The organism is Pseudomonas sp. DWP3-1-2 (assembly GCF_049896285.1).
Lineage (GTDB): Bacteria > Pseudomonadota > Gammaproteobacteria > Pseudomonadales > Pseudomonadaceae > Aquipseudomonas.
The window spans coordinates 181,359-206,807 of record NZ_JAFCTZ010000002.1; the positions used below are offsets into that span (position 1 = coordinate 181,359).

The window sequence follows — 25,449 nt, forward strand, 5'->3', positions numbered from 1 at the left end:
TGCGACATAATGCGAAAGATATGCATTCGTTGTAAAGGCATATTGCCCCGCTGCGAAAAGGCGGCGGTGTAGGCTTGTAACAAAGCGTTACGGTGCAGAGGCTGAGGCCGTCGACTCAGAGCCCCGGGACGCGTCGATCTGGTCCCGTTGCGACTGCTTCAGATAGGCCAGCAGCTCCCGGGAGGGCAGCGGCTTGCTGTACAGGTAACCCTGACCTTCGTGGCAACCCTCGGAAATGATATAGGCCTCCTGCGCACGGGTTTCCACGCCCTCGGCAATGACCTGCATGCCCAGGCTTTTCCCCAGTTGAATGATGGCACGCACGATGGTGGCATCGTCGTCGTCTTCGATGAGGTCCTGCACGAAGCTTTTGTCGATCTTGATCTTGTCCAGCGGCAGGCTTTTCAGATAACTCAGCGATGAATAGCCGGTGCCGAAGTCATCAATGGCAATCAGCGCGCCGGAACGACGCAAGCTCAACAGGTGTTGGGCGGCGGTGCTGATGTCTTCCATCAGGCCGGTTTCGGTGACTTCCAGCTCCAGGCTCCGGGGTGGCAGACGATAGATCTGCATCAGGTTGTTGACCACCCGAGGCAGCTCGGAGTGGTGCAACTGCACGGTGGACAGATTGACCGCCATGCGCAGGTCGGTGAAGCCTTGATCATGCCATTCACGCAACTGGCGACAGGCTTGATCCAGCACCCACTCGCCAATGGCGATGATCGTGCCGTTCTGCTCGGCCAGGGGGATAAACAGGTCGGGCGGAACCAGGCCGTGTTCCGGATGTTGCCAGCGGATCAAGGCCTCGACGCCGACCACGCGATGGTCGCGGTAGCTGACCTGCGGTTGGTAAACCAGGTACAACTGATTGCGCGGCAGGGCTTCGCGCAGGTCTTTTTCCAGTTCCCGGCGGCGGCGCATTTCGCTGTCGACGCTGGCGATATAGAACTGATAGCGGTTGCGCGAGCGCGTCTTGGCCAGGGTCATGGTCTGCTCGGCTTTTTGCAGCAGCTTTTCGGTGCTGTCACCGTCTTCCGGGAACAGCGTGATGCCGATGGTGGCCCGCAGGCGAATCTCCTGCCGGTCCAGAGAGAACGGGGTCTCAAGGTCATCCAGAATGTTCTGTGCCAGCTCGGCGGCTTCGTAAGGTTGTTCGATATCGGCCTGGACCAGGGCAAACTGATCGCCACCCAGCCGTGCCAGGGCGCCGAGGCGACCGCTGTGGCTGCGTAGTCGGTCGGCCAGGGCCAGCAGCAGTTTATCGCCCGTCTGGTAGCTGAATTGCTCGTTGATGCCCTTGAAGTCATCCAGACCGACACAGATCACCGCGACCCGACGCTGCAGGCGCCCTGCGTCCACCAGGATTTTGTCCAGTTGTTGTTGCAACCGCTGGCGGTTGGGCAGGCCGGTGAGGAAGTCGTACTCGGCCATGCGCAACAGGCTGTTTTCGGCTTCGTGCCGCAGGTGCGTATTGCGTTCGATCGAGGCCAGCAACTGGTTGGCGGTATTGACCCAGAGTCCCAGCTCGTTTTTTTCGTGCCCTTTGAGAACGGGCAACTGATTTTCGCTGGGACGATCCGGATTGATGTTGGTCAGGTGTTCGATGATTCTCGACAACGGCTTGGTCAGCAACCAGTGATACACCAGATACAGCACCAGGCCCATGATCAGCGCGCGCAGCACCCCGGAAATGAAAATGATCACCGCGTTGGTGATAAAACCTTCGCCGTAGGTGGCCGTATCCAGTGTGATACGCAGGTCGCCGTAGTACTCGCTATAGGGACTGCGGCCCATGAGCTGGGTGGTAAAGCTGCGCTCCTGGCCCAGGATCAGGTCAGTCAGCCAGCGGGTTTGGGATGCCTTGAGCGGGCGCTCTTTTTCGGCCAGAAGGGTTTCGTTGGGGTGGCCGATAGAGGCCATCCGCACAGCGTCATCCTGAAACAGGCCTTCGATGACCTGCATGCCCATTTCCCGGTCCAGGCTGTAGACCGCCTGGGTCGAAGGGTCACGGAACATGGCCAGAATACGCTCGGCGTCATTGGCGACTGCCTGACGGGTCTTGTAGGCGTCATAGACAATCTGCGCACAACTGAGCACGACGCCTACGACCAGGGCCGATAGCAACACCACGCGCAGCAGTTTTACTGACAGGCTGTTTTTGAGTTCCAGCTTCAAATGGTCATTCCTTAATCCGTGCCGGGAGCGTGAACCCTTTTAAACCATCAAAAACCAGCTGGCGAGCCCTGACCCGAGCATTAGCCTTCGATATCCTGTGCCACTGCCGAGTCGCGTGCTGTGGCGCTACCTGCCGGGCGCAGTCGATCATTTCTGCGTCGGATAAAACCGGTGAAACGAGAATGAGTCTTCAAAACCCAAGGGGATGATATTAGTCCGCTATCGTTTTCTGACAATAGTTAACTGAGTGTTACAGGCGAAAAAAAACCCGGCAATGCCGGGTTTTTTCATCTGGAGCTGAAGTCAGGCAGCAAATTGCTTGGCTACGAAGTCCCAGTTGACCAGATTCCAGAACGCTTCCACGTATTTTGGACGCAGGTTGCGGTAGTCAATGTAGTAGGCGTGTTCCCATACGTCGCAGGTCAGCAGAGGCGTGTCGCCGCTGGTGAGCGGGTTGCCGGCGCCAATGGTGCTGGCCAGGGCCAGGGAACCGTCAGCCTTTTTCACCAGCCAGCCCCAGCCGGAACCGAAGGTGCCGATGGACGTTTTGCTGAACTCTTCCTTGAACTTGTCGAACGAACCGAACGCAGCATTGATGGCGTCAGCCAGTGCGCCAGTCGGTTCGCCGCCGGCGTTAGGCGCCAGGCAGTTCCAGTAAAAGGTGTGGTTCCAGACCTGGGCGGCGTTGTTGAAGATGCCACCCGAAGACGTCTTGATGATTTCTTCCAGGGTCTTGCCTTCGAACTCGGTGCCTGGCACCAGGTTGTTCAGGTTGACGACATAGGTGTTGTGGTGCTTGTCGTGGTGATATTCCAGTGTCTCTGCGGAAATGTGCGGCACCAGAGCATCTTTGGCGTAGGGCAGCGGCGGCAATTCAAAAGCCATGGTTTATCTCCTAATCAGGTCAGTTGCGGTGAGCGCAAGGCCGATCACGGCGGCCAGACAGAACATACGCCGGGGAGTTGATCCTCTTTGCGGCGCAGGGTCTGGATCATAGCACCGGGGCCACACCTTAACCACGCAACAACTGTGTGGGATAGAGGTTCCAGAGCCTTTGCCTGAACGGCATGAAATAGTGCAGGTGCTTCAAGCATCCTTGATCAGCTGGGCCGCCACGCTGAACATCATGACGGCGACCAGCAGGTCCAGCACCCGCCAGGTGGCCGGTCTGGCCAGCCAGGGCGCGAGCCACGCGGCCCCGAGCGCCAAGGCGCTGAACCACAGCAGCGATGCACTTGCCGCACCGAACACGTAAGCGCCAGGGACACTTTGCTGCGCCCCCAGCGAACCGATGAGCAGCACGGTATCGAGGTAGACATGGGGATTGAGCAGCGTCACTGCCAAGGCACTCAACAGCACCGCCCGCCGAGAGCGCAAGCCGACCACTTCGTTTCGTTGCAGGCTCTGGCGCGAGCAGGCGCGGCGCAAGGCCAGGCTGCCGTACCACAGCAGAAACACCACGCCACCCCAGCGTGCCACCGCCAGAACGGTCGGATTATGGGCAAGCACACTGGCCAGCCCGAAAACACCGGCGGCGACCAGCAGTGCATCGCAGGCAACGCACAACAGGGCGACCGGCACGTGATGCTCCCGGCGCAGGCTCTGGGCCAGAACGAAAGCATTCTGAGTGCCGATGGCCATGATCAGCCCCGCCGCGACCAACAGGCCATTAAGGTAGCTTTGCCACATGGAATACGCTCCGAAAACAGGTTTATGTGGCTATTCTGAAAGTCGGCGCTGTATAAGGAAAACCAATAATCCTGATTGCTCATTAGGAAAACTGATGTTTGACTACAAATTGTTGTCTGCACTCGCCGCAGTGATTGAGCAGGCCGGTTTCGAGCGAGCGGCGCAGGTGCTGAGCCTTTCTCAGTCGGCGGTGTCGCAACGCATCAAGCTGCTGGAAGCGCGCATCGGCCAACCGGTGTTGATACGGGCGACGCCGCCGCGTCCTACCGAGATTGGCATGCGTCTGCTCAACCATGTGCAGCAGGTGCGGCTGCTTGAGCGGGACTTGCAAAGCCAGGTGCCGGCCCTGGATGAAGAAGGCATGCCCGAACGGCTGCGCATCGCAATCAACGCCGACAGCCTTGCCACCTGGTGGGCATCGGCGGTGGGGGATTTTTGCGCGCAGCACCACTTGCTGCTGGACCTGGTTGTAGAGGATCAGGATGTGGGGCTCAAGCGCATGCGTGCGGGAGAAGTGGCGGCCTGTGTCTGTGGCAGCGAACGGCCAGTGGCCGGTGCGCGCAGCCAGGCGCTGGGTGCGATGCGCTATCGTGCGCTGGCCAGCCCGGCGTTTATCCAGCGGCACTTTCCCGGGGGTGTCGGTGCGGCGCTATTGCCGCGCACGCCGGCGCTGGTCTTCGGGCCGGATGATTTCCTGCAGCATCGTTATCTGGCATCGCTTGGGGTTGAGGGCGGATTCGAGCATCATTTATGCCCCTCATCCGAAGGCTTCATCCGCATGATCGAGGTCGGCATGGGGTGGGGGCTGGCACCCGAACTTCAGGTTCGCGAACAGCTGCAACGGGGTACGCTGGTGGAGCTGGTGCCGGGCAAGCCGGTTGATGTGCCGCTGTATTGGCATCACTGGCGCAACGGCGGGCAGCTCTTGACGCAGTTGACCGGACATCTGGCGCAACAGGCCGGGCAATGGTTGGTGCCGCTGGAGGCTGATTGAGCGTCAGTGGGTGACTTGGCGATACTGCCGGGTCTTGTTGGAGCGAGGCGGGCGCGCGAATCGGAATTCCAATCGACGAACTTTCATTGCCTGAAATGACGCCCTCGCGGGCAAGCCACGCTCCAACAGAAAATGGGGTGGCATTAACGTTAAAACGAAATCTGATGGAGCGGTAAATGAAGATTCTGGTCACCGGCGCAAGCGGCTTCATTGGCGGACGCTTCGCGCGTTTTGCCTTGGAGCAGGGGTTCAGCGTACGGGTCAACGGTCGCCGTCCTGAAGGTGTCGAACACCTGGTAAGGCGCGGCGCCGAGTTTATTCAAGGTGATTTGATTGACCCGGAGCTTGTGCGCGAGCTATGCCGGGACGTCGAGGCCGTGGTGCATTGCGCCGGGGCGGTGGGCGTCTGGGGCCGCAAGCAGGATTTCATCCAGGGCAATGTGCAGGTCACCGAAAACGTGGTTGAAGCCTGCTTGAAAGAGCGGGTACGGCGTCTGGTGCATTTATCGTCGCCTTCGATTTATTTCGACGGCCGCTCTCATCTTGGCATCACGGAAGAACAGGTCCCCAAGCGCTTCAACAATCAGTACGCAGCGACGAAATACCTGGCCGAGCAGAAGGTGTTTGGTGCCGAGGAATTCGGTCTGGAAGTCATCGCCTTGCGTCCACGCTTTGTGACCGGCGCGGGGGATAACAGTATTTTCCCCCGGCTGTTGAACATGCAGCGCAAAAACCGTTTGTCGATCATCGGTAACGGGCTCAACGTCGTTGATTTCACCAGCGTGCACAACCTCAATCAGGCGATGCTCGGCAGTCTGCTGGCGACCGGATCGGCCTTGGGCAAGGCGTACAACGTCAGCAACGGCACGCCAGTGCCAGTATGGGATGCCGTCAACTATGTGATGCGTCGCATGCAGATGCCCCAGGTAACACGTTATCGTTCCTACGGTCTGGCCTATGCGGCGGCGGCTATAAATGAAGGCGCGTGCCTGCTGTGGCCGGGCCGACCTGAACCTACGCTGTCGCGTCTGGCGATGCAGGTCATGAGCAAGGATTTCACCCTTGATATCAGCCGGGCGCGGCATTATCTGGACTACCAGCCCCAGGTCAGCCTCTGGGCTGCGCTGGACGAGTTTTGTGACTGGTGGAAAGCGCAACAAAACATGTGAGCGCCATCGCTGCAAATCGCAGGGGTTATACTCCCTCGACTTTCAGCCTAAAGACGGATTCATACAGGGTTCCCCATGCGTAACGATCCTTACGACGACGTTGATGACGTCCCGAATCTCAGCGCCAAGGACGACGATGACGACTTCGCGCCCACCAGCGGCGCGCGCAAGCGCACCACGGTCTATTCCCGAGATACGCCAGTGGTCAAGGTCAAGGCGCCGAGCACCGGCCCGTTGTGGGCATTGGTAGGCGCACTTTTCATTGCCTTTTGCGGGCTGGGCTGGTGGAGTTTTCAGCAGATATCCCTCATGGAGCAGCAACTGGTTGCCACCCAGGAGAGCTTTGCTCGCATCAGCGAAGAAGCGGCGGGGCGTCTGCAGGATATTTCCGGGAAGGTGGTCGCCACCGAGTCAGTGGTCGTGGACGGCGTGGCACTCAAGCAGCGGATCAAAGTGCTTGAGGACCAACTGGCTGATCAGGACAAACTGCAGGAAAGCGTCACCGGCCAGCAATCGGCACTGGAAAAGCGTCTGGAGCAAATGACGACGCAGACGGCTCAGCAGCAGAGCTCCAACGCGCAACTGGAGGAGCAGCTCAAAGCGATTACCACCGAGTTGGCCACGCTCAAGGCGGCCGTGCCTGAGGCTAAATCCGCTCAAGGCGAGCAGGAAAAAATAGACGCTGAGCTCAAAAGCCTGAACGCCGATGTAGCGGCATTGAAGAAGCAAGGCAATCCGGCTGCAGCGATTGAGCGCCTGGAACAGGACCTGATTGTGCTCAAGAGCGAGCAGGAAAATCGTCCCGCTCCGGCAGCAGGTACCAATACCGCCGAGTTTGATGCCTTCCGTGCGCAAGTCACGCGCAATATCAATACGTTGACCGCGCAGATTCAAACCTTGTCGCAGCAGTTGAATGCTCGAAGGTAGTCAACGTTGGGGCGAGGCTTACCCGCGAATCAGCCGAGGCGGCTAACGGATATTCCGCGTAGTCAGACTTCGCGGGCAAGCTTCGCGCTAACGGATCGCCCTTGTGGGGGCTACCTCACAGCGCCGGATAGTCGATATAACCGACTGGCCCTTTGGCGTAAAACGTTTCCGGGTGCGGGGCGTTGAGCTCTGCATCCTGTTTCAGGCGCGCTGGCAGATCCGGGTTGGCGATAAAAGGAACACCGAAGGCGACGGCGTCGGCCGAGCCGTTGGCCAGCCATTCGTTGGCCGACTCTTTGGTGAATTTCTCGTTGGCGATATAAGCCCCCCCGAATGCTTTTTTCAACTGCGGACCGATGCTGTCGCCGGCTTCGCGTTCGCGGGCGCAGATGAACGCGATGCCGCGTTTGCCCATCTCGGTGGCCACATAGCCGAAGGTTTCAGCCAGGTTGTCGTCACCCATGTCGTGCAAGTCGGCACGCGGTGAAAGGTGTAGGCCGACACGACCAGCGCCCCAGACATCGATGGCCGCATCCACCACTTCAAGCATCAGGCGCGCACGGTTTTCCAGGGAGCCGCCGTATTGGTCGGTGCGCTGGTTGGTGCTGGTTTGCAGGAACTGATCCAGCAGGTAACCGTTGGCACCGTGGATTTCCACGCCGTCAAAGCCAGCGGCCTTGGCGTTTTCTGCGCCGACGCGGTAGGCATCGACGATGTCGGCGATTTCGGCCAGTTCAAGGGCGCGCGGCGTCACAAAGTCTGCCAGCGGGCGAACCAGGCTGACATGGCCTTCAGGCTTGATGGCGCTCGGCGCAACCGGTGTTTCGTCATTGAGGTACAGCGGGTGGGAAATCCGTCCCACATGCCACAGTTGCATAACGATTTTGCCACCGGCGGCGTGCACGGCTTTGGTGATGTTGCTCCAGCCACGGACTTGATCGTTGGACCAGATGCCCGGCGTGTCCGGATAACCGACGCCCATTGGCATGACTGAGGTGGCTTCGGTGATGATCAGGCCCGCCGAGGCGCGCTGCACGTAGTATTCGGCCATCATCGCGTTGGGCACGCGACCTTCATCGGCGCGGCAGCGGGTCAGCGGTGCCATGATAATGCGGTTGTTCAGGTGCAGCTCGCCCAGGGTGATCGGGTCGAAGATAGTCGTCATGGTTCAAACCTCTTGAATGATCAAAGTGATTAACGGGTAGCAGGTGCCAGGTCGGGATTGGCGCTCTGGCGAAAAGTAATCAGGGTGACAATCAGCGCCAGCACGGCCAGAGCGGCGGCGGCCAGGGGGACGCTGGTCAGCCCAAGGCCGTGGGCAATGACGCTGCCGCCGACCCACGCGCCCAATGCGTTGCCGACATTGAAGGCGCCGATGTTCAGGGTCGAAACCAGATTCGGTGCCGCCTTGCCGTAGGTCACCACGTTGATCTGCAGGGCCGGAACGGCGGCAAACGACGCAGTGGCCCAGAGGAACAGGGTGATTTCGGTCGGGATCAACGCCACGCTGGTCCAGCTCAGCACCGTTGAAATCACGGCCATGGCGATGAAGACGCCCATCAGCGTCGCGGCCAGTCGCTTGTCCGCCAGCTTGCCGCCGATGACATTGCCGACCGTCAGGCCCAGGCCGATGAGCAGCAAGGTCCAGGTCACGCCTTTTGGCGAGACGCCAGTGACGTCGCCCAGCAGCGGCGCGACGTAGGTGAAGAGGGTGAACATCGAGGCGGAGAACAGCGCGGTCATGGTCAGGGACAGCCAGATGCCAGCGCCTTTGAGGGCGCCCAGCTCAGCGCGCATGTCGAGTTTTTCTTCGTCGCGTTTGGTCGGCAGATAGCGAATCAGGCCGATCAGCGCGATCACGCCAATGACCGTTACAGCCCAGAACGTCGAGCGCCAGCCGGCCTGTTGGCCCAGCGCGGTACCCAGCGGTACGCCCAGCACGTTGGCCAGCGTCAGGCCGGTGAACATCAAGGCCACGGCCGATGCACGACGATTGGCCGGAACCAGCCCCGCTGCCACCACCGACCCGATACCGAAGAACGCACCGTGGCACAACGCCGTGATCACTCGAGCGAACATCAACAGGTTGTAGTCGCTGGCGATGGCGCAGAGCAGATTGCCGATGATGAAGATTCCCATCAGCGTGACCAGAGCGGCCTTGCGCGGCAGCCTGGCAGTAGCCATGGCCATGAACGGCGCACCCACGGCTACGCCCAGTGCGTAACCGGTGACCAGCCAGCCGGCACCCGGGATCGAGACACCGAGATCGCTCGCCACATCAGGCAGCAAGCCCATGATGACGAACTCGGTGGTGCCGATGGCGAAGGCACTGAGGGCCAGAATTAACAGCGAAAGAGGCACGGGGGCATCTCCTGATTGAAGAGAGTTGGGGCGACGGGTCAGGACGGCTTTTTCAGCTCCATCAGCAAGGCATCAATAAAGGCCTGAATGACTTCTTCGTTGCGTCTGAAGAAGTGCCATTGGCCAACCTTCTTGCTGCTGATCAGACCCGCGCGTTGCAGTGTGGCCAGATGGGCAGAAATCGTGGATTGCGAGAGTCCCGCGCGTTGGTCGATCTGACCGGCGCAGACACCGTTCTCCGTGGAATGCTGCTGGTCGGGAAAGCTGGTGAGTGGATCTTTGAGCCACACCAGGATTTCGCGGCGAACAGGATGAGCCAGGGCTTTTATTATTTCGTCGAGGTCGATAGGCATTTCGTTCTCAATATGGGTATAGCGCGATATCGCGATGGAACGAACTTTATATTGGTATTTCGCGATATACAAATATGATTTTCTGCTGAGCACAGGCCAAAACGCTATATCGGGTTATAACGATATTTGCCTGGCGGCCCGTTCAGGGCGTACGCTGACGGCATGAATTACCTTGCTCACCTGCACCTCGGCGGCCAACGTCCGCCCCAATTGCTCGGCAGCCTGTATGGCGATTTCGTCAAAGGACCTTTGGCGGGGCGCTTTACTCAGGAGCTGGCCGACGCCATTCAGTTGCATCGCAGCATCGATGCGTTCACTGACAGCCATCCTTTGGTCAAAGATGCCATTGCGCGATTTCCCGCCCAGCGGCGGCGTTACGCGGGGATTATTCTGGATGTGTTTTTTGACCACTGTCTGGCCCGGGACTGGCAGCGTTACGCCGATATGCCGCTGGAGGCGTTCACGCGAAGGGTGTATGGCGTGCTCGCCGCAGAGCCGCAATTGCCGGATCGGCTGGCTCTGATTGCGCCGCGTATGGCGGCTCAGGACTGGTTGAGTTCGTATCGGGATTTTGCGGTGGTGGAGCAAGTGCTGGCGGGGATTGCCCGGCGTCTATCGCGGCCGCAAGGGCTGGCAAATGCCATGCAGGAACTGCAGACGCTTTACCAGCCCTTGAGTGCCGATTTCGACGCGTTTTATCCGCTGCTGCAAGATTTCGCTCAAGCAGCCCTGGCCGGACGAGACAGCTCCGCCGGTTGATCGACTTCACCAAACAACGCCACTTGAACCGCCTGCTGGGCTTGGAAGGCCAGGGCGGCGCGTTCTTGGCCAGCGGAGGCAATCGGCTGCAACAACTGGATATGCACGTCACCCTGTTCATTGGCGAACAGGCGACGCAGATGGGAGAGCAGATCGTCGTCGCCGATAAAGGGCGCGATGGGGTCTGGTTTGCCATTGCGCGAATACCGAATAGCCACGGGCTGCACCGGCACGCCGGTGTCGATGGCGCTGGACAGCAGACGGCCATGAAAGGTGCGCAGGCCGCGGCCATCGGTGGTGGTGCCTTCCGGGAAAATCATCAGCGCATTGTCCTTCTGCAGGTGATTGCTCATCTGCCGCTGAATCAGACGGCTTTCACCCGAACCCCGGCGAATGAACAACGTGCCGGCTTTCACTGCCAGCCAGCCGGCAACCGGCCAGGTGCGCACTTCGGCCTTGGACAGAAATGACAGCGGTGCCAGCATGCCGAGCAACGGAATGTCGGTCCAGGACACATGATTGCTGACCCACAGCATCGGTTGACTTGGCAGCTCACCGCTCACCGTGACACGAAATGGCAGGGCGTTGGTCAGGCGCGCCATGAACCAGCGGCTCCAGCGTTGTCGTCTGGCCATCGAGTTGCCGATGCGAAAACGTTCCATCAAGGAAAACGCCCCGGCAATCGTCAGCCCCAGAGCAATGACCGCCAGCACTCTGGTCACTCGCAGGTACCCGCGCGTGCGGCTCATCACACGGCTGCCTTGAAGTGGCGGGCGTAGCGCGGGCAGAGTTCGTCGCGCTTGAGCAGGATGAACACGTCGGCCACCTGGAAGTCTTCGTCCCAGCACGGCTCGCCGCAGATTTTTGCACCCAGGCGCATGTAGGCTTTGAGCAAGGGCGGCATCTCACAAATCACGTTGCTTGGCAGATCCAGCGAGGGCAACGGGTTTTTCGGCTCGGCGCGCAGGTTTTCGGTGCACAGGTAACGCTCACGCAGACGCTGCATGATGGCGTGGGCCTGAATGCCGCCATCCTGCATCGGAATGCTGGCGCAACCCATCAGGTAGCTGTAGCCGCCTTCGTTGAGGATCTCGGCCAACTCGCTCCACAGCACCGCGATGGTGCCGCCGTTGCGGTAAGCAGGATCGACGCACGTGCGGCCCAGTTCCAGAATCGGGCCTTGCAGGTGGCTCAGCCCGTGCAGGCTGAATTCTTCTTCGCTGTAGAAGCGGCCCAGGGTGTTGGCTGCCTTGTGATCCAGCAGGCGAGTGGTTGCTACCAGCTTGCCTGTGCTCAAGTCGCGCACGCCGATGTGCGAGCAGTGTACGTCGTAGTCGTCCATGTCCAGGCCCAGTTCGGCGCCCTTGAGTTTTGCGTTGAATTCGCCGCTGAAAACACTGAAACGCAGGGCCTGTGCTTCCTGCAAGGCTTTGCTGCCGGTCAGGCGTTCAGCCTGAAGGCGGCGGTCGTTAGCGGTGTCACGAATACGGGCGATCTGGGTCATGCGAACTCTCCGTAAGCCAGCCCTGCAAGTGCGGGCGATGGGCTGAAATGGCCAAGCGCTTTGCTGTACTTATGCAGGCTAGGCAGGCGCCGTGTCACCACCGTGACGCTTTAATGATGGTTGTGTGACGGGGTGGCCGGCATCCGGCACTCAAGAAGGAGGGCTGTTCTGTCATGAACGACTGCTAAAGTATCCGGACTCCGTCAAGGGTCCGTGCCATGCGTCGTTGGCTTATATGCCTGTTCATGCTGTTGATCAGCCTTATTGCGGTTTCCGCCAACGCCGAGAATTGGCCGGCACCCGACTGGTCAATCAATACCGCGCCCAAGACGCCAGCGCTTGAACGCCTTGAAGCTTACGCATTTCCACCCCGGGACGATGTGGAGCGTAAAGGTGTGCGCACCGACGCCTTGCTGGTGATACGTGACGGCCAGGTCATCTATGAGCGCTACGCCGGGGAGACCTCCGCGGCCACGGCGCACCTGACCTGGTCAATCAGCAAGAGCGTGATGGCGACGGTGCTGGGTGTGGCATCGGGGCAGGGCCGCTTTCAGTTGGATGACCCCGTGGCGAAGTTTTACAAGCCCATGGCGGAACATCCCGATATCAAACTCAGGGATCTGCTGCATTGGGCTTCCGGGCTCGACTGGCAGGAAGACTACGAGTACGCGCCGCTCAACTCCTCAGTGGTGGCCATGCTTTATACCCTCGGCCGTAGCGACATGGCGCGTTTCACTGCGCAACATCCTCGCGGGTCGATGCCGGGGATCTGGTTTTCATATTCCAGCGGCGACAGCAACCTGTTGTCCGCCGCGCTCAAAGGCATGGTGGGCGAGCAGGCGTACGCCGATTATCCCTGGACAGCACTGTTCGACCCTCTGGGCGTTCGAGGTGCGGTTTGGGAAACCGACGCCGCTGGCACGTTCGTGGGGTCGTCCTACGCCTACATGACCGCCCGCGATCTGGCCCGCGTCGGGCTGTTGATGCAGCGACGCGGGCGCTGGAATGACCGACAGTTGTTGCCCGAAGCCTGGGTGAAGTTCGTGCTGACGCCCTTCGCGGGGCTGAACATACACCCCGGTGTTGAAATCCCTGGCGGACAATGGTGGCTCAATCACACCTGGGACGGCGCGCACGGCCCCTGGCCTGATGCGCCACGCGACACCTTCGCCGCGCTGGGCCATTGGGGGCAGGCGCTCTACGTGATACCCAGTGCCGGCCTGGTGATCGTGCGTTACGCCGATGATCGCGATGGCAGCTACGATCACGATCAATTGCTCAAGCTTGCGCTGGCTGCGTTCGGCCAAAGGAAGGGCCAATGACTGCTCGCCGACACTTCATTCGCCGCCGACCGTTTAGCAGCCTGTTGCTGTTGATACTGATCGCCCTGGGCTTTCTGGCCTGGCGGGATCGCGTCGCCCTGAGGGCGTTTCCCGGGATCATCAGCGCCTACACCGCCAAAGAATATTGCTCCTGTCGCTACGTCATGCTTAATTCAGCCGCTTATTGCCGCGTCTACGTCAAACAGTACGTACCCAGTACCCTGACGGACGATGCGAACCAAAAACGGGTGACCGCCAGCGGTCTGGGCCGTACCAGCAGCGCCGCCTGGCAAGGCGAGCGGCAGGGTTGTCGGCTGTTGCCGGAAACGCCTTGATGAGCAGCATTGCGAACATAGCGGTTTGCCAGCGGTCAGACAGGCGGTAAGGTTGCCCCCTCAATGCGCCTCTGGAGTTTGCATGCACACCACCACCCGCCTGCTGCTGGCCTTTTTGGCCGTGCTCGCGCTTCCCGCTCAGGCGAACTGGTATCTGGATAACGAGTCGTCACGGCTGTCATTCACGTCCACAAAAAATGCCGACACCGCTGAAGTTCATCGCTTTCTCGTGTTGCATGGCAAAGTCGACCGTAACGGTCGCGCCGAGCTTACGGTTGAACTGGAGTCGGTGAATACCGGCATCGCGTTGCGCGACGAGCGCCTTCGCGATGCCTTGTTCGAAGTCAAAAAATTCCCCAATGCGCGGATCAAGGCTCAACTGGATTTGCAGCCCATCAACGATCTGGCGCCGGGCGCGCAGCTGGAATTACGCCTGCCGCTGACCGTTCAATTACACGGCAAGACCCATCGCTACACGGCCGAGTTGCTTGCCACGCGCCTTGATCAGCAACGCTTTCAAGTCGTGACCCTTGAGCCGCTGGTGATGCATGCCCAGGACTTTGATCTGGCTCCGGGCGTCAACTCCCTGCGCAGCATGACCGGGTTATCCGCCATCAGCCTCTCGGTTCCCGTTGGCGCTGTTCTGATTTTCACGGCTCGCTGATGGCCGGGGCGATCTTTCCTTGGCGCAAGGACAACCAATTCAAACTGCTGATCGACGGTCCGGCATTTTTTCCCCGCATGATCGCGGCCATCGACGGCGCGCAGCAGCAAGTGGACCTGGAGCTTTACCTGGTTGAAGCGGGCGCCTGCGCCGAAGCCGTGGTGCGTGCATTGGTGGACGCGGCGCAACGTGGCGTCATCGTGCGCTGCCTGTTTGACGATTTTGGCGCCAAGGCCTTTACCTTGAATCTGCGCAACCGGCTTACTGACGCCGGGGGCATCCTGCGTTTCTATAACCACATTCACTGGCGCCGGGGCGTGCGCAATCTGTATCGCGACCATCGCAAGCTGTTGCTGGTGGACAAAAGGCTGGCAGTGGTGGGCGGCACCGGTGTGACGGATGAATTCTGGAACCCGGCGGAGGACGTCAGCGAATGGCATGAGGTGATGGTGGAGATTTCCGGCCCGCTGGTCATCGACTGGCAAGCCTTGTTCGACCGCCAGTTTCACGCTAATCCACGCCGCACGGCCTGGCGTCCCGTTGAAACGTTCGGCCTGCCACGCCTGCCAAAGGTGCCCGTGTCGGGAGACGGGTTGGGCCGTGTGGCGTATGCCGACGCCCGTCAGCATCGCGACATTTTGCAGTCACTGGTGCGCGCACTGAACAGCGGTCATAAGCGCATCTGGCTGGCGACGCCGTATTTCCTGCCGACCTGGAAAGTCAGGCGTTCGCTGCGCAAGGCGGCAGAGCGGGGCATTGATGTGCGCTTGTTGCTGACCGGTCCACGCACCGATCACCCCTCGGTGCGCTACGCGGGCCATCGCTATTACCCGCGACTGCTGCGCGGGGGCGTGAAAATCTTCGAGTACCAACCCTGCTTCCTGCACCTGAAAATGGTGTTGATCGACGACTGGGTCAGCATTGGCTCGTGCAACTTCGACCATTGGAACCTGCACTTCAACCTCGAAGCCAACCTTGAGGCACTGGACTCCGGGTTGACCGATGACGTGGTGGCCAGTTTTGAAAAAGACTTTTCCGTGAGCAAGGAAATCACGCTGGCGGACTGGAAATCCCGCCCGTTGTGGAGTCGGGTCAAGCAGCGCCTCTGGGGCTGGATTGACCGGCTGGTGGTGAATTTGCTGGATGGGCGTAATTGAAGGCAAACCGGCAGCGCTAGCGGTCATCGACTTCTCCTCTTGTAGTACTAGGCTGTTACCACGGCTTTCTACTTAGGCCGATACTGGCCCAATTGCCCAAAAGGAGAACGAAGATGGCTGCCAAGAAAATCCTGATGCTGGTCGGCGATTACGTCGAAGACTATGAAGTGATGGTGCCCTTTCAGGCCATGCTGATGGTCGGGCATGTCGTTCACGCCGTCTGCCCCGGCAAGAAGTCCGGGCAAACCGTGCGTACCGCGATTCACGACTTCGAGGGTGATCAGACGTACAGCGAGAAGCCCGGGCATCACTTTGCCGTGAACTTCGATTTCGATCAGGTCAACGTCCAGGATTACGACGCGCTGCTGATCCCCGGTGGTCGCGCCCCCGAATACCTGCGTTTGAACGACACCCTTCTTGAGTGGGTGCGTGCCTTCGACAAGGCGGATAAACCCATCGCCGCCGTGTGCCACGGCGCGCAGTTGCTGGCGGCGGCCGGCATTCTCCAGGGGCGCGAATGCAGCGCTTACCCGGCGTGTGCGCCCGAAGTGCGCTTGGGCGGCGGTACGTTCATGGACATCGACGTCACGGCGGCCCACACCGACGGCAACCTCGTGACCGCCCCCGCATGGCCTGCGCATCCGGCGTGGCTGGCCGGGTTTCTGGTGTTGCTGGGCACAGAAATCAGCCTTTGACAATGCCGGAGGGCAGCCACCATGTGCGAGCTTTACGTAAAAGCCGATCCCATACTCTACGAGTCCCGTTCGCGCTCGTTACGCATCTGCGGCGTGGTGACAACGTTGCGTCTGGAAAACCAGTTCTGGGACCTCCTTGCCGAAATTGCCCAACACGACGGCATGACGACCAATCAACTGATTAACCGGTTGTATGAAGAAGTGATGGATTATCGCGGCGAGGTGGTCAATTTTGCGTCGTTTTTACGGGTCAGTTGCACCCGGTATCTGACGCAGGCCAGACAGGTTGTTCCCGAGCTGAAGATTGTCCGGACGGTTGCAACCTGATCTGTGATTCAACAATGAATAAACCCGCATCGCTGCGGGTTTATCGGGATGAACCGTTACTGCACTTCAACCGCCAGACTGTCGGCGATCTTCTTCTGCCAGATCTGCGGACCGGTGATGTGTACCGATTCGCCGTTGCTGTCCACGGCCACCGTCACAGGCATGTCCTTGACCTCGAACTCGTAGATCGCTTCCATACCCAGTTCGGCAAAGGCCACGACGCGGGATTTCTTGATGGCCTGGGCCACCAGATAAGCCGCGCCGCCGACTGCCATCAGGTAAACCGCTTTGTAGTCCCTGATCGCTTCGATCGCCGTCGGGCCGCGCTCGGATTTACCGATCATGCCCAACAGGCCGGTCTGGTCGAGGATCTGCCGGGTGAATTTGTCCATCCGCGTGGCCGTGGTCGGGCCAGCAGGGCCGACCACTTCTTCGCGCACCGGATCTACCGGCCCGACGTAATAGATGAAGCGGCCTTTGAGGTCAACCGGCAGGGTTTCGCCCCTGTTGAGGATCTCGACCATGCGTTTGTGCGCGGCGTCGCGACCGGTCAGCATCTTGCCGTTGAGCAGTACGGTTTCGCCGGGCTTCCAGCTTTGCACGTCTTCCGGCGTCAGGGTGTCGAGGTTCACACGGCGCGCCGACGGGCCGGCTTCCCAGACGATTTCAGGGTACGCGTCCAGAGGCGGTGCTTCCTGCGCCACCGGGCCGCTGCCATCCAGCACAAAGTGCGTGTGCCGGGTCGCGGCGCAGTTGGGGATCATGCACACCGGCAACGAAGCGGCGTGGGTCGGGTAATCCATGATCTTCACATCGAGTACGGTGGTCAGGCCGCCAAGGCCCTGGGCACCGATGCCCAACTGGTTGACCTTCTCGAACAGTTCCAGGCGCATCTCTTCGATACGGTTGGACGGGCCGCGCAGTTTCAGCTCATGAATGTCGATGGACTCCATCAACACTTCCTTGGCCATGACCGCGGCTTTCTCGGCGGTGCCGCCGATGCCAATGCCGAGCATGCCCGGTGGACACCAGCCCGCGCCCATGGTCGGCACGGTTTTCAGAACCCAGTCGACGATGGAGTCGGACGGGTTGAGCATCGCCATTTTGGATTTGTTTTCCGAGCCGCCGCCTTTGGCTGCGATGTCCACTTCCACGGTATTGCCCGGAACGATGGAGTAGTGGATAACGGCTGGAGTGTTGTCCTTGGTGTTCTTGCGGCTACCGGCAGGATCGGCCAGGATCGAGGCACGCAGGACGTTTTCCGGCAGGTTGTAGGCCCGGCGCACGCCTTCGTTGATCATGTCGTCCAGGCTCATGGTGGCGCCGTCCCAGCGCACGTCCATACCGACGCGAACGAAAACGGTCACGATGCCAGTGTCCTGGCAGATCGGACGATGACCAGTGGCACACATGCGCGAGTTGATGAGGATCTGGGCCATGGAGTCGCGGGCAGCGGGCGACTCTTCACGCAGATACGCTTCATGCATGGCTTGAATGAAATCTACCGGGTGGTAGTAGGAAATGAATTGCAGGGCATCGGCGACACTTTGAATCAGGTCGTCTTGCTTGATCACGGTCATGGGGCGCGCTCCTCTGTCGGGACGGGAACATTCATAAGTGTGCCGAATGCTAAAAACGCGGCTGTTGTATCAGCGTTGTTACGGTCAGTCGGCTGGCGCAAAAAGGCGCGGCAGTATAACCCGCTCGTTGCGCAGGTCCATCTATCGGTTAGCAAGAGTCTGTTGTCATACTGGGGCTTGCCATGGCGCCCTTGGCGCACCGCGCTGTAGCCGCAAATGCTTCACAATCGTGGGGTTACGCGCACTTGGGGTCAATTTTCGTCGGTTGCAATTGAACACATTTGAACGTATTTATCGTTACAGTTGGCCAACTTTTGGATGCAAGGCTAAAGTTTCGGCCTCGTGCCGCTATGGGAAGGAATCCTTTTGAGCACAACGAGCGGGAGGGTTATCTCTCCGATCACGCAGGCGCTGTTTCTGAAGCGTTTTGGTATGGCCGCGGGGACTTACGTCATCGTCATGTCGTTGACATGGCTGGCGATCCTCGCAGGAGAACTGCACCAATCTTTTCATGTGGCGATTATCGGCAGCGCCCTGGTGGTGTTCAGTCAGATTGCCTTGCTGGTGGTGTTCCTCACTCGATTCAATCAGCGGTTCAACGACGCTAGCCTGACTGAGTTTCAGGTGGTACTCGCCTTGTGCTGGCTCACCTGGCTGATTTTTTATCTGGATACCGCGCGCGGCGCATTCCTGATCCTTTACGCCCCCATTTTGCTATTCGGGCTGTTTCAGTTGACCCCGTGGGTGTTTGCCCGGTGTTCGCTGCTGGTGTTTGTGAGCTTCTGCGCCATTAATGGCTGGGAGTTTTGGCATGGACAGATGGCCCATCCGGCCGCCGCGATGCTGCAACTGAGTGCCTTGTTCGTCATGTTGCTCTGGCTTAGCCTGTTTGCCAGCTACGTTCACACCCAGCGCATGCGCATGCGTCAGCGGCGCTATGCGTTGCAGGCTCACCAGGACACCTTGCGCGGCATGATGCTGCAGCTCGAAGAACTGGCTGCCACCGATGAGCTGACCAATCTGTACAATCGCCGTTATTTTTTACGGATGGCCACCCGGGAGCTGACTCAGCTCGATGGCTATTCTTTACACGGACTGGCGCTGATCGACCTCGACCACTTCAAGCGCATCAACGATAGCTACGGCCATGCGGCCGGGGATCAGGTGCTGCAGGCGTTCGCTGCCAATGCCGAAAGTTGCCTGCGCGAGACCGATGTACTGGCGCGTTATGGCGGAGAAGAGTTCGTGCTATTGATCCCCTACTGTACCGAGCAACAACTGATTGAGTGCTGTGAGCGGGTGCGCGAGTCATTTGCGCGCGTTCAGCTCAATGAGTTACCCGATGCGTGCCTGAGTTTGTCTATCGGCATGACCTTGCTGCAATGGGGCGACAACCTCGACGACGCGCTGCATCGCGCGGACCAGGCCTTGTACCTGGCCAAGCGTAGCGGACGTAACCGGTGTGTCGCTGCCTGGGAAACCGCTGATGCCTGACGTGCGTGTTGCCGACCGGCAGTGGGCGGTCCCGTCGGGAAGCAATCTGCTCGATGCGCTTAACCAGGCGGGCATGCGTGTTCCCTTCAGTTGTCGGGCCGGCAGTTGCCATGCGTGCCTGGTGCGCTGCACTCAAGGTGAACCGTTGGACAGGCTTCCCGAGGCGTTGGACCCAGGCAAGCGTCAGCAGGGGTGGCGTCTGTCTTGCCAGTGTCAGGTGGTGCAAGACCTGACCGTGGAGGTCTTCAATCCCCTGCGTGATGGCTTGCCCGCACTTGTCTGCGGCGTGGACTGGCTCAGCCCGACGGTGCTGCGCCTGCGTCTGGCACCAACGCTCGCGCTGCGCTATCGCGCGGGTCAGCATGTGGTCCTCTGGACCGCCAACGGCATTGCCCGGCCCTATTCTCTGGCGAGTCTGCCGGGTGAAGATGAGTTTCTTGAATTTCATCTGGACTGTCGGCACTCAGGTGCATTCTGCGACGTTGCCCGGCAGTTGCAGGTGGGCGATCCCGTCCGGCTCGGCGAACTGCGTGGCGGCGCGCTGCAATACGACGCCGACTGGCAGGAACGACCGTTGCTGCTGATGGCCGCGGGCACCGGACTCGGGCCGTTGTGGGGCGTACTGCGCGAGGCGTTACGGCAGGATCATCAGGGGCCGATCCGGCTGGTGCATCTGGCACGTGACAGCAGCGAGCATTATCTGGCTGAAACACTGGCGACGCTGGCGGCAGAGCATCCCCAATTGAACATACAGCTGACGACCCCCGAAGATTCACCGACCGTGCTGGCGGACTTGCGCCTGTTGTCCAGGCGGACCATGGCGCTGGTCTGTGGCAGCCCGGCCAGCGTTGAAGGGTTTGCCAAGCGGTTGTATCTGGCGGGTCTGCCTCGCAATCAACTGCTGGCGGATGTATTTGTGGGGCGCGAATAATCGCCATGACGAACCCCGGCTCAGCGGGAACGCATGCCCGAACTACTCTGCACCCGAAAACGGCGCCCGGTAAGCTGTAAAAAGTGACAGGAGGCTTATGGCTATCCACTTCACTGCCCTGATGTTATTCCCTTGTTAAGTCGCGTTGTTTGTCCGCTAGTGCTCTGTCTTGCAAGACTTGTCTTGTTCTTTTGTATGAAACTTCCTAGTAAACCCCACGCGCTTGCGCCTCTGAATCCTGGTCACTACTCTGCGCCGATCACTGATACGTCAGCGATCGGGTTTAGTAGCCCGGTATCAAATCAGGCGTCAAACACCGCCTTTCATGAGGCGCACTTTATCGGTCTCTCATTATGGTGGTCGTGCGCAGGGCATTCTGAATGCACCGGGTTCCTGATTGCCTGGCTACTAACCTTCGCACGGCCGCCACCCCGATAGTCGTTTAGTAGCGATGGGTGAACGGCTCCCAAATAATCAGGAGTTGCAATCACATGCTTGAAGTTACACCCAGTTCCGCGCAATCGCCGGGCGTGACAAGCCCGTCACCGTTTCATGTCAGCGACCAGTTGAGCGTTGAGGACTCGTTGGTTCATGCCTCGGAGTTATTGCGTTGCGCCGCAGCCACGGCTTTCGAAAATGGCGACAGGCTCACCGGCACTTCGCGGGACCTGGCCTTTTCCGTGCTCCATCTGGTGCAGATGGCCAGCGCGATGGTGGACAAATCCCTGGATCGTTTTACCCGCCGCTAGGCTCCGTACGAAAAGTCGGCGAGCGAAGGTCAGGCAAGGCAAAAACAGGCGAGGAAGCGGAATCTACGGTTGTAAATGAGTATTCCGAGCCTGTTTCTAACGCAGCATCACCGAGCGCAGCCACTTTTCGTACAGAGCCTGACAACGGAGTGTCAAGGCAATGCCAGAGTGAATCCAGTGCGCTTGAGTTTCGAGTCAGGAAACACCCCTCAATAAAAAGCCCCGACTCTCGCGAGCCGGGGCTTTGAATGTGGCCTGAACCGTTTTAAACCAACGGATCGCCCACATGCAGCAGTTTCATGCCGTTGGTGCCGCCAATGGTGTGATAGCTGTCACCCTTGGTCAGGATCACCCAGTCACCTTGCTGGACCAGACCGCGCTTGAGCAATTCGTCGACCGCCGCCTGGCTTACCTGACCCGGTGGCAGGGCTGCCGGGTCGAAAGGCACGGTGTAGACGCCACGGAACATGGCGGCGCGCGCCTGGGTTCCGCGGTGCGGGGAGAACGCATAAATCGGCACCGAGGAGCGAATGCGCGACATGATCAGTGGCGTGTAGCCACTTTCGGTCAGCGCGATAATCGCTTTAACGTCCGGGAAGTGGTTAGCCGTGTACATGGCCGCCAGTGCGATGCTTTCGTCACAGCGGGTGAACGTGTGGCCAATGCGGTGGCTGGAGGTTTTGCTGGTCGGGTGTTTTTCAGCGCCGACACAGATGCGCGCCATGGCCTGTACGGCTTCGATCGGGTACGAGCCGGCAGCACTTTCAGCCGAGAGCATCACGGCATCGGTGTAATCGAGCACGGCGTTGGCCACGTCGGACACTTCAGCGCGGGTCGGCATCGGGCTGGAGATCATCGACTCCATCATTTGCGTGGCAACGATCACCGCCTTGTTATGGCGACGTGCATGCAAAATGATTTTCTTCTGGATGCCCACCAGTTCGGCGTCGCCGATTTCCACGCCCAGGTCACCACGAGCAACCATGACCGCATCGCTGGCACGAATCAGGGCGTCAAGCACCTCGTCGTTGGCGACGGCTTCAGCGCGTTCGATCTTGGCGACCAACCAGGCAGTGCCGCCGGATTCGTCACGCAATTGGCGAGCGTACTCCATGTCGGCAGCGTCCCGAGGGAAGGAAACGGCCAGGTAGTCCAGATCCATTTCTGCCGCGAGCTTGATGTCCTGCTTGTCTTTTTCAGTCAGCGCCGGTGCAGTCAGGCCGCCACCGCGACGGTTGATGCCTTTGTGATCCGACAGCGGACCGCCGATCAGCACGGTGCAATGCAGTGAGTCGGCAGTCTGGGTGTCGACGCGCATGACCACGCGTCCGTCGTCGAGCAGCAACTCGTCGCCAACGCCGCAGTCCTTGACCAGATCGGGATAATCAATACCCACGATTTCCTGGGTACCGTCCGTCAGCGGGTGGGCGGTGGAGAAGGTGAACGTGTCACCCACCTTCAGCTCTATTCGCTTGTTGGTGAACTTGGCGATACGGATTTTCGGACCTTGCAGGTCCCCCAGCAGGGCAACGAAGCGCCCGTGTTTGGCGGCGATTTCGCGAATCAGCCTGGCGCGGGCCTTGTGCTCATCCGGGGTGCCGTGAGAAAAGTTCAGGCGAGCAACGTCCAGACCCGAGAGGATCAGTTGTTCGATAACTTCCGGCGAGTTGCTGGCTGGGCCAAGGGTGGCGACGATTTTGGTACGGCGTACGGTCATGCACAAACTCCTTAAATGAAGCGCAGCGAGAGGCTACTACTGTCTTGCTCTGTAGTCATTGTTCCTTTGCACTACCTCAATGACGGTCGGCAGCGCAATCGTGTGCAATCGGGGCTTGAAGAAAACCGCAATCAGGTCGATACATTGCAGAGCACAGGAGAGTCCCATGCGAATCGTGATGATTTTAGTATTGATGGTCGCCATCGGCGGTTGTACCCGTTGGTCGATGAATTCCAATTTGAACAGCGCCTATCGCGCTTATGATCGTGGAGATTGCGAGAGCGTGATGCTCGACCTGTCCAAGGTCGAACGTCAGAGCCGAGCCCGGCGCTACATTCAGCCCGAGGTGTCGATGTTGCGCGGTCAGTGCCTTGAGCGCCAGAAACTGTTCCTCGATGCGGCCCAGACTTACCGCTTCATTATCAGCCAGTACCCCAATAACGAGTATGCGTTCCGAGCCCAGGCGCGGCTTGAAACCCTGCAACAGCTCGGCCATTACCCCGCGCCGGTGTCTGTGAAAAGATACCCTGCTTCACGGTAGATACACCCGATTGGATGGGCGGTACATGATTCGAATGGCCGACTGGCGGGATTGCGCTAGTCTTAGCGTTGGGGCTAAGGTGGCGTTTTTATTGCTTGCGTGACGTGACTTTCGCGGTCGCACGTCAGTCAGAGCGACGTTCCCTGCGGATAACAACCTTGAAGCATTTGCCCGCAGTAATGTGCAGGTCAGGGCTGCAACACTCAAAAAGGTACTAGCGCGGCCATGCTAAATGGTCTCTGACGGCGACTGACCATGTTAAAAGAACGACGAATCGAGCGGCATCAACTGCCTTATTACCTGCGGGTTGTTAATCGGTATACGAAAAAACCGATGGGATGCCTGGGTAATGTATCCGAGCAGGGGCTGATGTTGATCAGTGATCTGCCGGTGTTGGTGGGCGCCGAGTTTCATCTGCGTCTGGCAGTGCCCGGCGAGCGAAATCTTCAGAAAACACTTGATGTAGTGGCAACCTGCCTGTGGTGCCATGAGGATGAAACGCCGGGAAGTTACGACTCGGGATTCAAAGTGCAGGATGCTCCGGATGAATACATTGATTTGATTGGTGCCTTGCGCCAGTACTTCAGTTTTCATCCGCTGGAGGCTTCGGCCTGAATCCCGTCCCGGGTGGGCTGGCGTCTGACGTCAGCTCACACCTCTTTCGGTCATTACAACGTCCCGGCTTTTTTCCAGCTTAGATAGCGGCTGACCAGTTGCGCCCCCAATTGACCGGGGCGTGCATCCAGAACCTGCACTCCCTGGGCGTTCAAGCGTTCCAGCAAGCTTGCGCGGGCGTTCAGGAAGTCGAGGGTTCCACAGTAAACAAGCGCTTCATCCAGCGTCTGCACCGGCGATTGGCGCACGTTATCCAGCACCTCTTCGCGCAAGCTGACCACCAGCACTCGATGTCGCCGGCCAAGCTGCGTGACCACCGTCAGCAATTCCTCGTCATCGTCGTCGCGCAAGTTGGTCATCAGGACGATCAGCGCCCGGCGCTTCTGCCTGGCCAGTATGTGTCGCCCGGCGGCGCCGTAGTCGGCCGGTTTTTGGGTGCTGGCCAGGTCATAGACAGTGTTAAGCAACGCGTTCAGTTGGTGAGTGCCTTTGACCGGGGCCAGATACCGGTTTTGCTCGCTGGCAAACGTGGAAAACCCCACTGCATCACCCTGACGCAGCGCGACATAGCTCAACAGCAGGGCGGCGTTCAGTGCATGGTCAAAGTGCGAAAGGTCGCCATCCTGGCTGCGCATACGGCGTCCGCAATCAAGCATGAACATGATCTGCTGGTCGCGTTCGTCCTGATACTCACGGGCAATGGGCGTGCGCTGCCGGGCGGTCGCTTTCCAGTCAATCTGGCGCAAACTGTCGCCTTCGCGAAACTCGCGCAACTGGTTGAATTCCAGGCCCAGGCCTCGACGTTGGCGCTGTTGTACACCGATCTGACTGAGCCAGTTATCCACCGCCAATAACTGCCCCCCATATAAACGGGCGAAATCCGGATACACCCGGGTCGTACCCGGCAGTGGCAGGTAACGCCGCGCCGTCCACAGGCCCATCGGACCGGGCAGGCTGATCTCGCAGCGTTCAAACGTGAAAAGCCCACGTTTCAGCGGACGTAGCCGATAGCCGGTCTGGCTGTTCGCGCCGGGTTTGAGCACAACCGACCGGGGAAGGTGCTCGAACTCCAGGCCGTGAGGCGGATGATCGAAAATGGTCACGGTCAGCGCTGAAGCGTGGTCGTGGCTCAGGTCCAGGCGAACCTCGCTCCAGCGCCCCAAGGCCAGACTGCCGGGCAGGTGGCGACTCACTTGCGGCGAAGGCAGGCGCTTGAGACGCCAGGCGTCCAGCAGCGCCAACAGCAGCAAGGCAGCCAACAGCGCCCAATACAATGTGCTGACGGGCTTGGGCAGCGCAATGCCCAGCGCTGACAGAATACCCAGCACCACCGCCACGCCTGACAGGCCTGCCAGCCAGCCAAGCAACGCAGCAGAGGGTTTCAGCGTCTG

The 25,449-nt window shown here is 59.6% G+C and carries 26 protein-coding genes; 15 read left to right on the forward strand and 11 right to left on the reverse strand.

What is annotated here, in order from left to right; all coding sequences use genetic code 11:
* Positions 1 to 87 precede the first annotated feature (87 nt).
* The 3 genes from ACP7B0_RS06695 to ACP7B0_RS06705 all read right to left on the reverse strand — a co-directional run bounded on the left by ACP7B0_RS06695 (position 88) and on the right by ACP7B0_RS06705 (position 3,864).
* On the reverse strand, positions 88 to 2,175 hold the full coding sequence (locus ACP7B0_RS06695) for a putative bifunctional diguanylate cyclase/phosphodiesterase (RefSeq protein WP_426140284.1): 2,088 nt from the start codon (positions 2,173 to 2,175) through the stop codon (positions 88 to 90).
* A 303-nt stretch (positions 2,176 to 2,478) separates the two neighbouring features.
* A complete protein-coding gene (sodB, locus tag ACP7B0_RS06700) occupies positions 2,479 to 3,060 on the reverse strand; it encodes a superoxide dismutase [Fe] (protein ID WP_426140285.1) in 582 nt (193 codons plus the stop codon).
* Between the two features lie 201 nt (positions 3,061 to 3,261).
* Positions 3,262 to 3,864, reverse strand: coding sequence for a LysE/ArgO family amino acid transporter (locus tag ACP7B0_RS06705; protein ID WP_426140286.1), 603 nt, complete (start codon positions 3,862 to 3,864; stop codon positions 3,262 to 3,264).
* A gap of 94 nt (positions 3,865 to 3,958) precedes the next feature.
* Between ACP7B0_RS06705 and ACP7B0_RS06710 the strand changes: the two genes are divergently transcribed.
* The 3 genes from ACP7B0_RS06710 (at position 3,959) to ACP7B0_RS06720 (ending at position 6,954) form a co-directional block, all read left to right on the forward strand.
* A complete protein-coding gene (locus ACP7B0_RS06710) occupies positions 3,959 to 4,858 on the forward strand; it encodes a LysR family transcriptional regulator ArgP (protein WP_426140287.1) in 900 nt (299 codons plus the stop codon).
* 176 nt (positions 4,859 to 5,034) lie between these two features.
* Entirely contained in the window at positions 5,035 to 6,027 is a 993-nt protein-coding gene (locus ACP7B0_RS06715) for an NAD-dependent epimerase/dehydratase family protein (RefSeq protein ID WP_426140288.1), read from the forward strand.
* 75 nt (positions 6,028 to 6,102) lie between these two features.
* The gene (locus ACP7B0_RS06720) at positions 6,103 to 6,954 is read left to right on the forward strand and encodes an ATPase (RefSeq protein WP_426140289.1); all 852 of its coding nucleotides are present in this window, start codon (positions 6,103 to 6,105) and stop codon (positions 6,952 to 6,954) included.
* Between the two features lie 115 nt (positions 6,955 to 7,069).
* Here ACP7B0_RS06720 and ACP7B0_RS06725 read toward each other — a convergent pair whose 3' ends face one another.
* From ACP7B0_RS06725 to ACP7B0_RS06735, 3 genes are read right to left on the reverse strand one after another with little or no spacing between them, the layout of a single operon-like run.
* Entirely contained in the window at positions 7,070 to 8,119 is a 1,050-nt protein-coding gene (locus tag ACP7B0_RS06725; RefSeq protein ID WP_426140290.1) for an alkene reductase, read from the reverse strand.
* Positions 8,120 to 8,148: 29 nt separating this feature from the next.
* Positions 8,149 to 9,315 (reverse strand): MFS transporter, encoded by a 1,167-nt coding sequence (locus tag ACP7B0_RS06730; protein ID WP_426140291.1) that lies wholly within the window; start codon positions 9,313 to 9,315, stop codon positions 8,149 to 8,151.
* A 38-nt stretch (positions 9,316 to 9,353) separates the two neighbouring features.
* A complete protein-coding gene (locus tag ACP7B0_RS06735; RefSeq protein WP_426140292.1) occupies positions 9,354 to 9,668 on the reverse strand; it encodes an ArsR/SmtB family transcription factor in 315 nt (104 codons plus the stop codon).
* A gap of 162 nt (positions 9,669 to 9,830) precedes the next feature.
* On the opposite strand from ACP7B0_RS06735, the gene ACP7B0_RS06740 reads away from it, so the two are divergent.
* A complete protein-coding gene (locus ACP7B0_RS06740; RefSeq protein WP_426140294.1) occupies positions 9,831 to 10,427 on the forward strand; it encodes an ACP phosphodiesterase in 597 nt (198 codons plus the stop codon).
* On the opposite strand, the gene ACP7B0_RS06745 is transcribed toward ACP7B0_RS06740, so the two are convergent.
* Positions 10,388 to 11,176, reverse strand: a complete 789-nt coding sequence (locus ACP7B0_RS06745) for a lysophospholipid acyltransferase family protein (protein ID WP_426140296.1) — start codon at positions 11,174 to 11,176, stop codon at positions 10,388 to 10,390. The two genes, ACP7B0_RS06740 and ACP7B0_RS06745, sit on opposite strands and share 40 nt — an antisense overlap.
* Positions 11,176 to 11,931 carry an L-ornithine N(alpha)-acyltransferase gene (gene olsB / locus ACP7B0_RS06750; RefSeq protein WP_426140298.1) on the reverse strand — a complete coding sequence of 252 codons (756 nt, stop codon included), beginning with the start codon at positions 11,929 to 11,931 and terminating at the stop codon, positions 11,176 to 11,178. Before olsB ends, ACP7B0_RS06745 begins: the two co-directional genes overlap by 1 nt.
* A gap of 218 nt (positions 11,932 to 12,149) precedes the next feature.
* Between olsB and ACP7B0_RS06755 the strand changes: the two genes are divergently transcribed.
* From ACP7B0_RS06755 to ACP7B0_RS06780, 6 genes are all read left to right on the forward strand, one after another.
* The gene (locus tag ACP7B0_RS06755) at positions 12,150 to 13,253 is read left to right on the forward strand and encodes a serine hydrolase domain-containing protein (protein ID WP_426140299.1); all 1,104 of its coding nucleotides are present in this window, start codon (positions 12,150 to 12,152) and stop codon (positions 13,251 to 13,253) included.
* Positions 13,250 to 13,588, forward strand: coding sequence for an amidase (locus tag ACP7B0_RS06760; protein WP_426140301.1), 339 nt, complete (start codon positions 13,250 to 13,252; stop codon positions 13,586 to 13,588). Before ACP7B0_RS06755 ends, ACP7B0_RS06760 begins: the two co-directional genes overlap by 4 nt.
* An 82-nt stretch (positions 13,589 to 13,670) precedes the next feature.
* Positions 13,671 to 14,252, forward strand: a complete 582-nt coding sequence (locus ACP7B0_RS06765; protein ID WP_426140302.1) for a YceI family protein — start codon at positions 13,671 to 13,673, stop codon at positions 14,250 to 14,252.
* Positions 14,252 to 15,409, forward strand: coding sequence for a phospholipase D-like domain-containing protein (locus ACP7B0_RS06770; RefSeq protein WP_426140304.1), 1,158 nt, complete (start codon positions 14,252 to 14,254; stop codon positions 15,407 to 15,409). The genes ACP7B0_RS06765 and ACP7B0_RS06770 overlap by 1 nt, the downstream gene beginning before the upstream one ends.
* A gap of 113 nt (positions 15,410 to 15,522) precedes the next feature.
* Entirely contained in the window at positions 15,523 to 16,104 is a 582-nt protein-coding gene (locus tag ACP7B0_RS06775; protein ID WP_426140305.1) for a DJ-1/PfpI family protein, read from the forward strand.
* 21 nt (positions 16,105 to 16,125) lie between these two features.
* On the forward strand, positions 16,126 to 16,431 hold the full coding sequence (locus ACP7B0_RS06780) for a ribbon-helix-helix domain-containing protein (protein ID WP_426140308.1): 306 nt from the start codon (positions 16,126 to 16,128) through the stop codon (positions 16,429 to 16,431).
* A gap of 56 nt (positions 16,432 to 16,487) precedes the next feature.
* On the opposite strand, the gene ACP7B0_RS06785 is transcribed toward ACP7B0_RS06780, so the two are convergent.
* Positions 16,488 to 18,011: a fumarate hydratase gene (locus tag ACP7B0_RS06785; protein WP_426140309.1), complete on the reverse strand. Its 1,524-nt coding sequence runs from the start codon at positions 18,009 to 18,011 to the stop codon at positions 16,488 to 16,490.
* A 432-nt stretch (positions 18,012 to 18,443) separates the two neighbouring features.
* Between ACP7B0_RS06785 and ACP7B0_RS06790 the strand changes: the two genes are divergently transcribed.
* The 3 genes from ACP7B0_RS06790 to ACP7B0_RS06800 all read left to right on the forward strand — a co-directional run bounded on the left by ACP7B0_RS06790 (position 18,444) and on the right by ACP7B0_RS06800 (position 21,185).
* On the forward strand, positions 18,444 to 19,505 hold the full coding sequence (locus tag ACP7B0_RS06790) for a diguanylate cyclase domain-containing protein (RefSeq protein ID WP_426140845.1): 1,062 nt from the start codon (positions 18,444 to 18,446) through the stop codon (positions 19,503 to 19,505).
* Positions 19,498 to 20,436: an iron-sulfur-binding ferredoxin reductase gene (locus tag ACP7B0_RS06795; protein ID WP_426140310.1), complete on the forward strand. Its 939-nt coding sequence runs from the start codon at positions 19,498 to 19,500 to the stop codon at positions 20,434 to 20,436. Before ACP7B0_RS06790 ends, ACP7B0_RS06795 begins: the two co-directional genes overlap by 8 nt.
* Before the next feature lie 491 nt (positions 20,437 to 20,927).
* Positions 20,928 to 21,185, forward strand: coding sequence for a DUF6124 family protein (locus ACP7B0_RS06800; RefSeq protein ID WP_426140311.1), 258 nt, complete (start codon positions 20,928 to 20,930; stop codon positions 21,183 to 21,185).
* 265 nt (positions 21,186 to 21,450) lie between these two features.
* Here the strand turns inward: ACP7B0_RS06800 and pyk are convergent, their stop codons facing one another.
* Positions 21,451 to 22,902, reverse strand: coding sequence for a pyruvate kinase (pyk, locus tag ACP7B0_RS06805; RefSeq protein ID WP_426140312.1), 1,452 nt, complete (start codon positions 22,900 to 22,902; stop codon positions 21,451 to 21,453).
* 166 nt (positions 22,903 to 23,068) lie between these two features.
* Here pyk and ACP7B0_RS06810 point away from each other — a divergent pair, with 166 nt between their 5' ends.
* Positions 23,069 to 23,443, forward strand: coding sequence for a tetratricopeptide repeat protein (locus ACP7B0_RS06810; protein ID WP_426140314.1), 375 nt, complete (start codon positions 23,069 to 23,071; stop codon positions 23,441 to 23,443).
* Positions 23,444 to 23,698: 255 nt separating this feature from the next.
* Entirely contained in the window at positions 23,699 to 24,058 is a 360-nt protein-coding gene (locus ACP7B0_RS06815) for a PilZ domain-containing protein (protein WP_426140315.1), read from the forward strand.
* A 53-nt stretch (positions 24,059 to 24,111) separates the two neighbouring features.
* Here ACP7B0_RS06815 and ACP7B0_RS06820 read toward each other — a convergent pair whose 3' ends face one another.
* Positions 24,112 to 25,443: a DUF58 domain-containing protein gene (locus ACP7B0_RS06820; protein ID WP_426140847.1), complete on the reverse strand. Its 1,332-nt coding sequence runs from the start codon at positions 25,441 to 25,443 to the stop codon at positions 24,112 to 24,114.
* Between the last annotated feature and the right edge of the window lie 6 nt (positions 25,444 to 25,449).

Excerpts from the sequence above, each read along its gene's own strand:
- sodB (WP_426140285.1), bottom strand. The coding sequence starts at position 3,060 with ATGGCTTTTGAATTGCCGCCGCTGCCCTACGCCAAAGATGCTCTGGTG.
- ACP7B0_RS06705 (WP_426140286.1), bottom strand. The coding sequence starts at position 3,864 with ATGTGGCAAAGCTACCTTAATGGCCTGTTGGTCGCGGCGGGGCTGATC.
- ACP7B0_RS06710 (WP_426140287.1), top strand. The coding sequence starts at position 3,959 with ATGTTTGACTACAAATTGTTGTCTGCACTCGCCGCAGTGATTGAGCAG.
- ACP7B0_RS06715 (WP_426140288.1), top strand. The coding sequence starts at position 5,035 with ATGAAGATTCTGGTCACCGGCGCAAGCGGCTTCATTGGCGGACGCTTC.
- ACP7B0_RS06720 (WP_426140289.1), top strand. The coding sequence starts at position 6,103 with ATGCGTAACGATCCTTACGACGACGTTGATGACGTCCCGAATCTCAGC.
- ACP7B0_RS06725 (WP_426140290.1), bottom strand. The coding sequence starts at position 8,119 with ATGACGACTATCTTCGACCCGATCACCCTGGGCGAGCTGCACCTGAAC.
- ACP7B0_RS06735 (WP_426140292.1), bottom strand. The coding sequence starts at position 9,668 with ATGCCTATCGACCTCGACGAAATAATAAAAGCCCTGGCTCATCCTGTT.
- ACP7B0_RS06740 (WP_426140294.1), top strand. The coding sequence starts at position 9,831 with ATGAATTACCTTGCTCACCTGCACCTCGGCGGCCAACGTCCGCCCCAA.
- ACP7B0_RS06745 (WP_426140296.1), bottom strand. The coding sequence starts at position 11,176 with ATGAGCCGCACGCGCGGGTACCTGCGAGTGACCAGAGTGCTGGCGGTC.
- olsB (WP_426140298.1), bottom strand. The coding sequence starts at position 11,931 with ATGACCCAGATCGCCCGTATTCGTGACACCGCTAACGACCGCCGCCTT.
- ACP7B0_RS06755 (WP_426140299.1), top strand. The coding sequence starts at position 12,150 with ATGCGTCGTTGGCTTATATGCCTGTTCATGCTGTTGATCAGCCTTATT.
- ACP7B0_RS06760 (WP_426140301.1), top strand. The coding sequence starts at position 13,250 with ATGACTGCTCGCCGACACTTCATTCGCCGCCGACCGTTTAGCAGCCTG.
- ACP7B0_RS06765 (WP_426140302.1), top strand. The coding sequence starts at position 13,671 with ATGCACACCACCACCCGCCTGCTGCTGGCCTTTTTGGCCGTGCTCGCG.
- ACP7B0_RS06770 (WP_426140304.1), top strand. The coding sequence starts at position 14,252 with ATGGCCGGGGCGATCTTTCCTTGGCGCAAGGACAACCAATTCAAACTG.
- ACP7B0_RS06775 (WP_426140305.1), top strand. The coding sequence starts at position 15,523 with ATGGCTGCCAAGAAAATCCTGATGCTGGTCGGCGATTACGTCGAAGAC.
- ACP7B0_RS06780 (WP_426140308.1), top strand. The coding sequence starts at position 16,126 with ATGTGCGAGCTTTACGTAAAAGCCGATCCCATACTCTACGAGTCCCGT.
- ACP7B0_RS06785 (WP_426140309.1), bottom strand. The coding sequence starts at position 18,011 with ATGACCGTGATCAAGCAAGACGACCTGATTCAAAGTGTCGCCGATGCC.
- ACP7B0_RS06790 (WP_426140845.1), top strand. The coding sequence starts at position 18,444 with ATGGCCGCGGGGACTTACGTCATCGTCATGTCGTTGACATGGCTGGCG.
- ACP7B0_RS06795 (WP_426140310.1), top strand. The coding sequence starts at position 19,498 with ATGCCTGACGTGCGTGTTGCCGACCGGCAGTGGGCGGTCCCGTCGGGA.
- ACP7B0_RS06800 (WP_426140311.1), top strand. The coding sequence starts at position 20,928 with ATGCTTGAAGTTACACCCAGTTCCGCGCAATCGCCGGGCGTGACAAGC.
- pyk (WP_426140312.1), bottom strand. The coding sequence starts at position 22,902 with ATGACCGTACGCCGTACCAAAATCGTCGCCACCCTTGGCCCAGCCAGC.
- ACP7B0_RS06810 (WP_426140314.1), top strand. The coding sequence starts at position 23,069 with ATGCGAATCGTGATGATTTTAGTATTGATGGTCGCCATCGGCGGTTGT.
- ACP7B0_RS06815 (WP_426140315.1), top strand. The coding sequence starts at position 23,699 with ATGTTAAAAGAACGACGAATCGAGCGGCATCAACTGCCTTATTACCTG.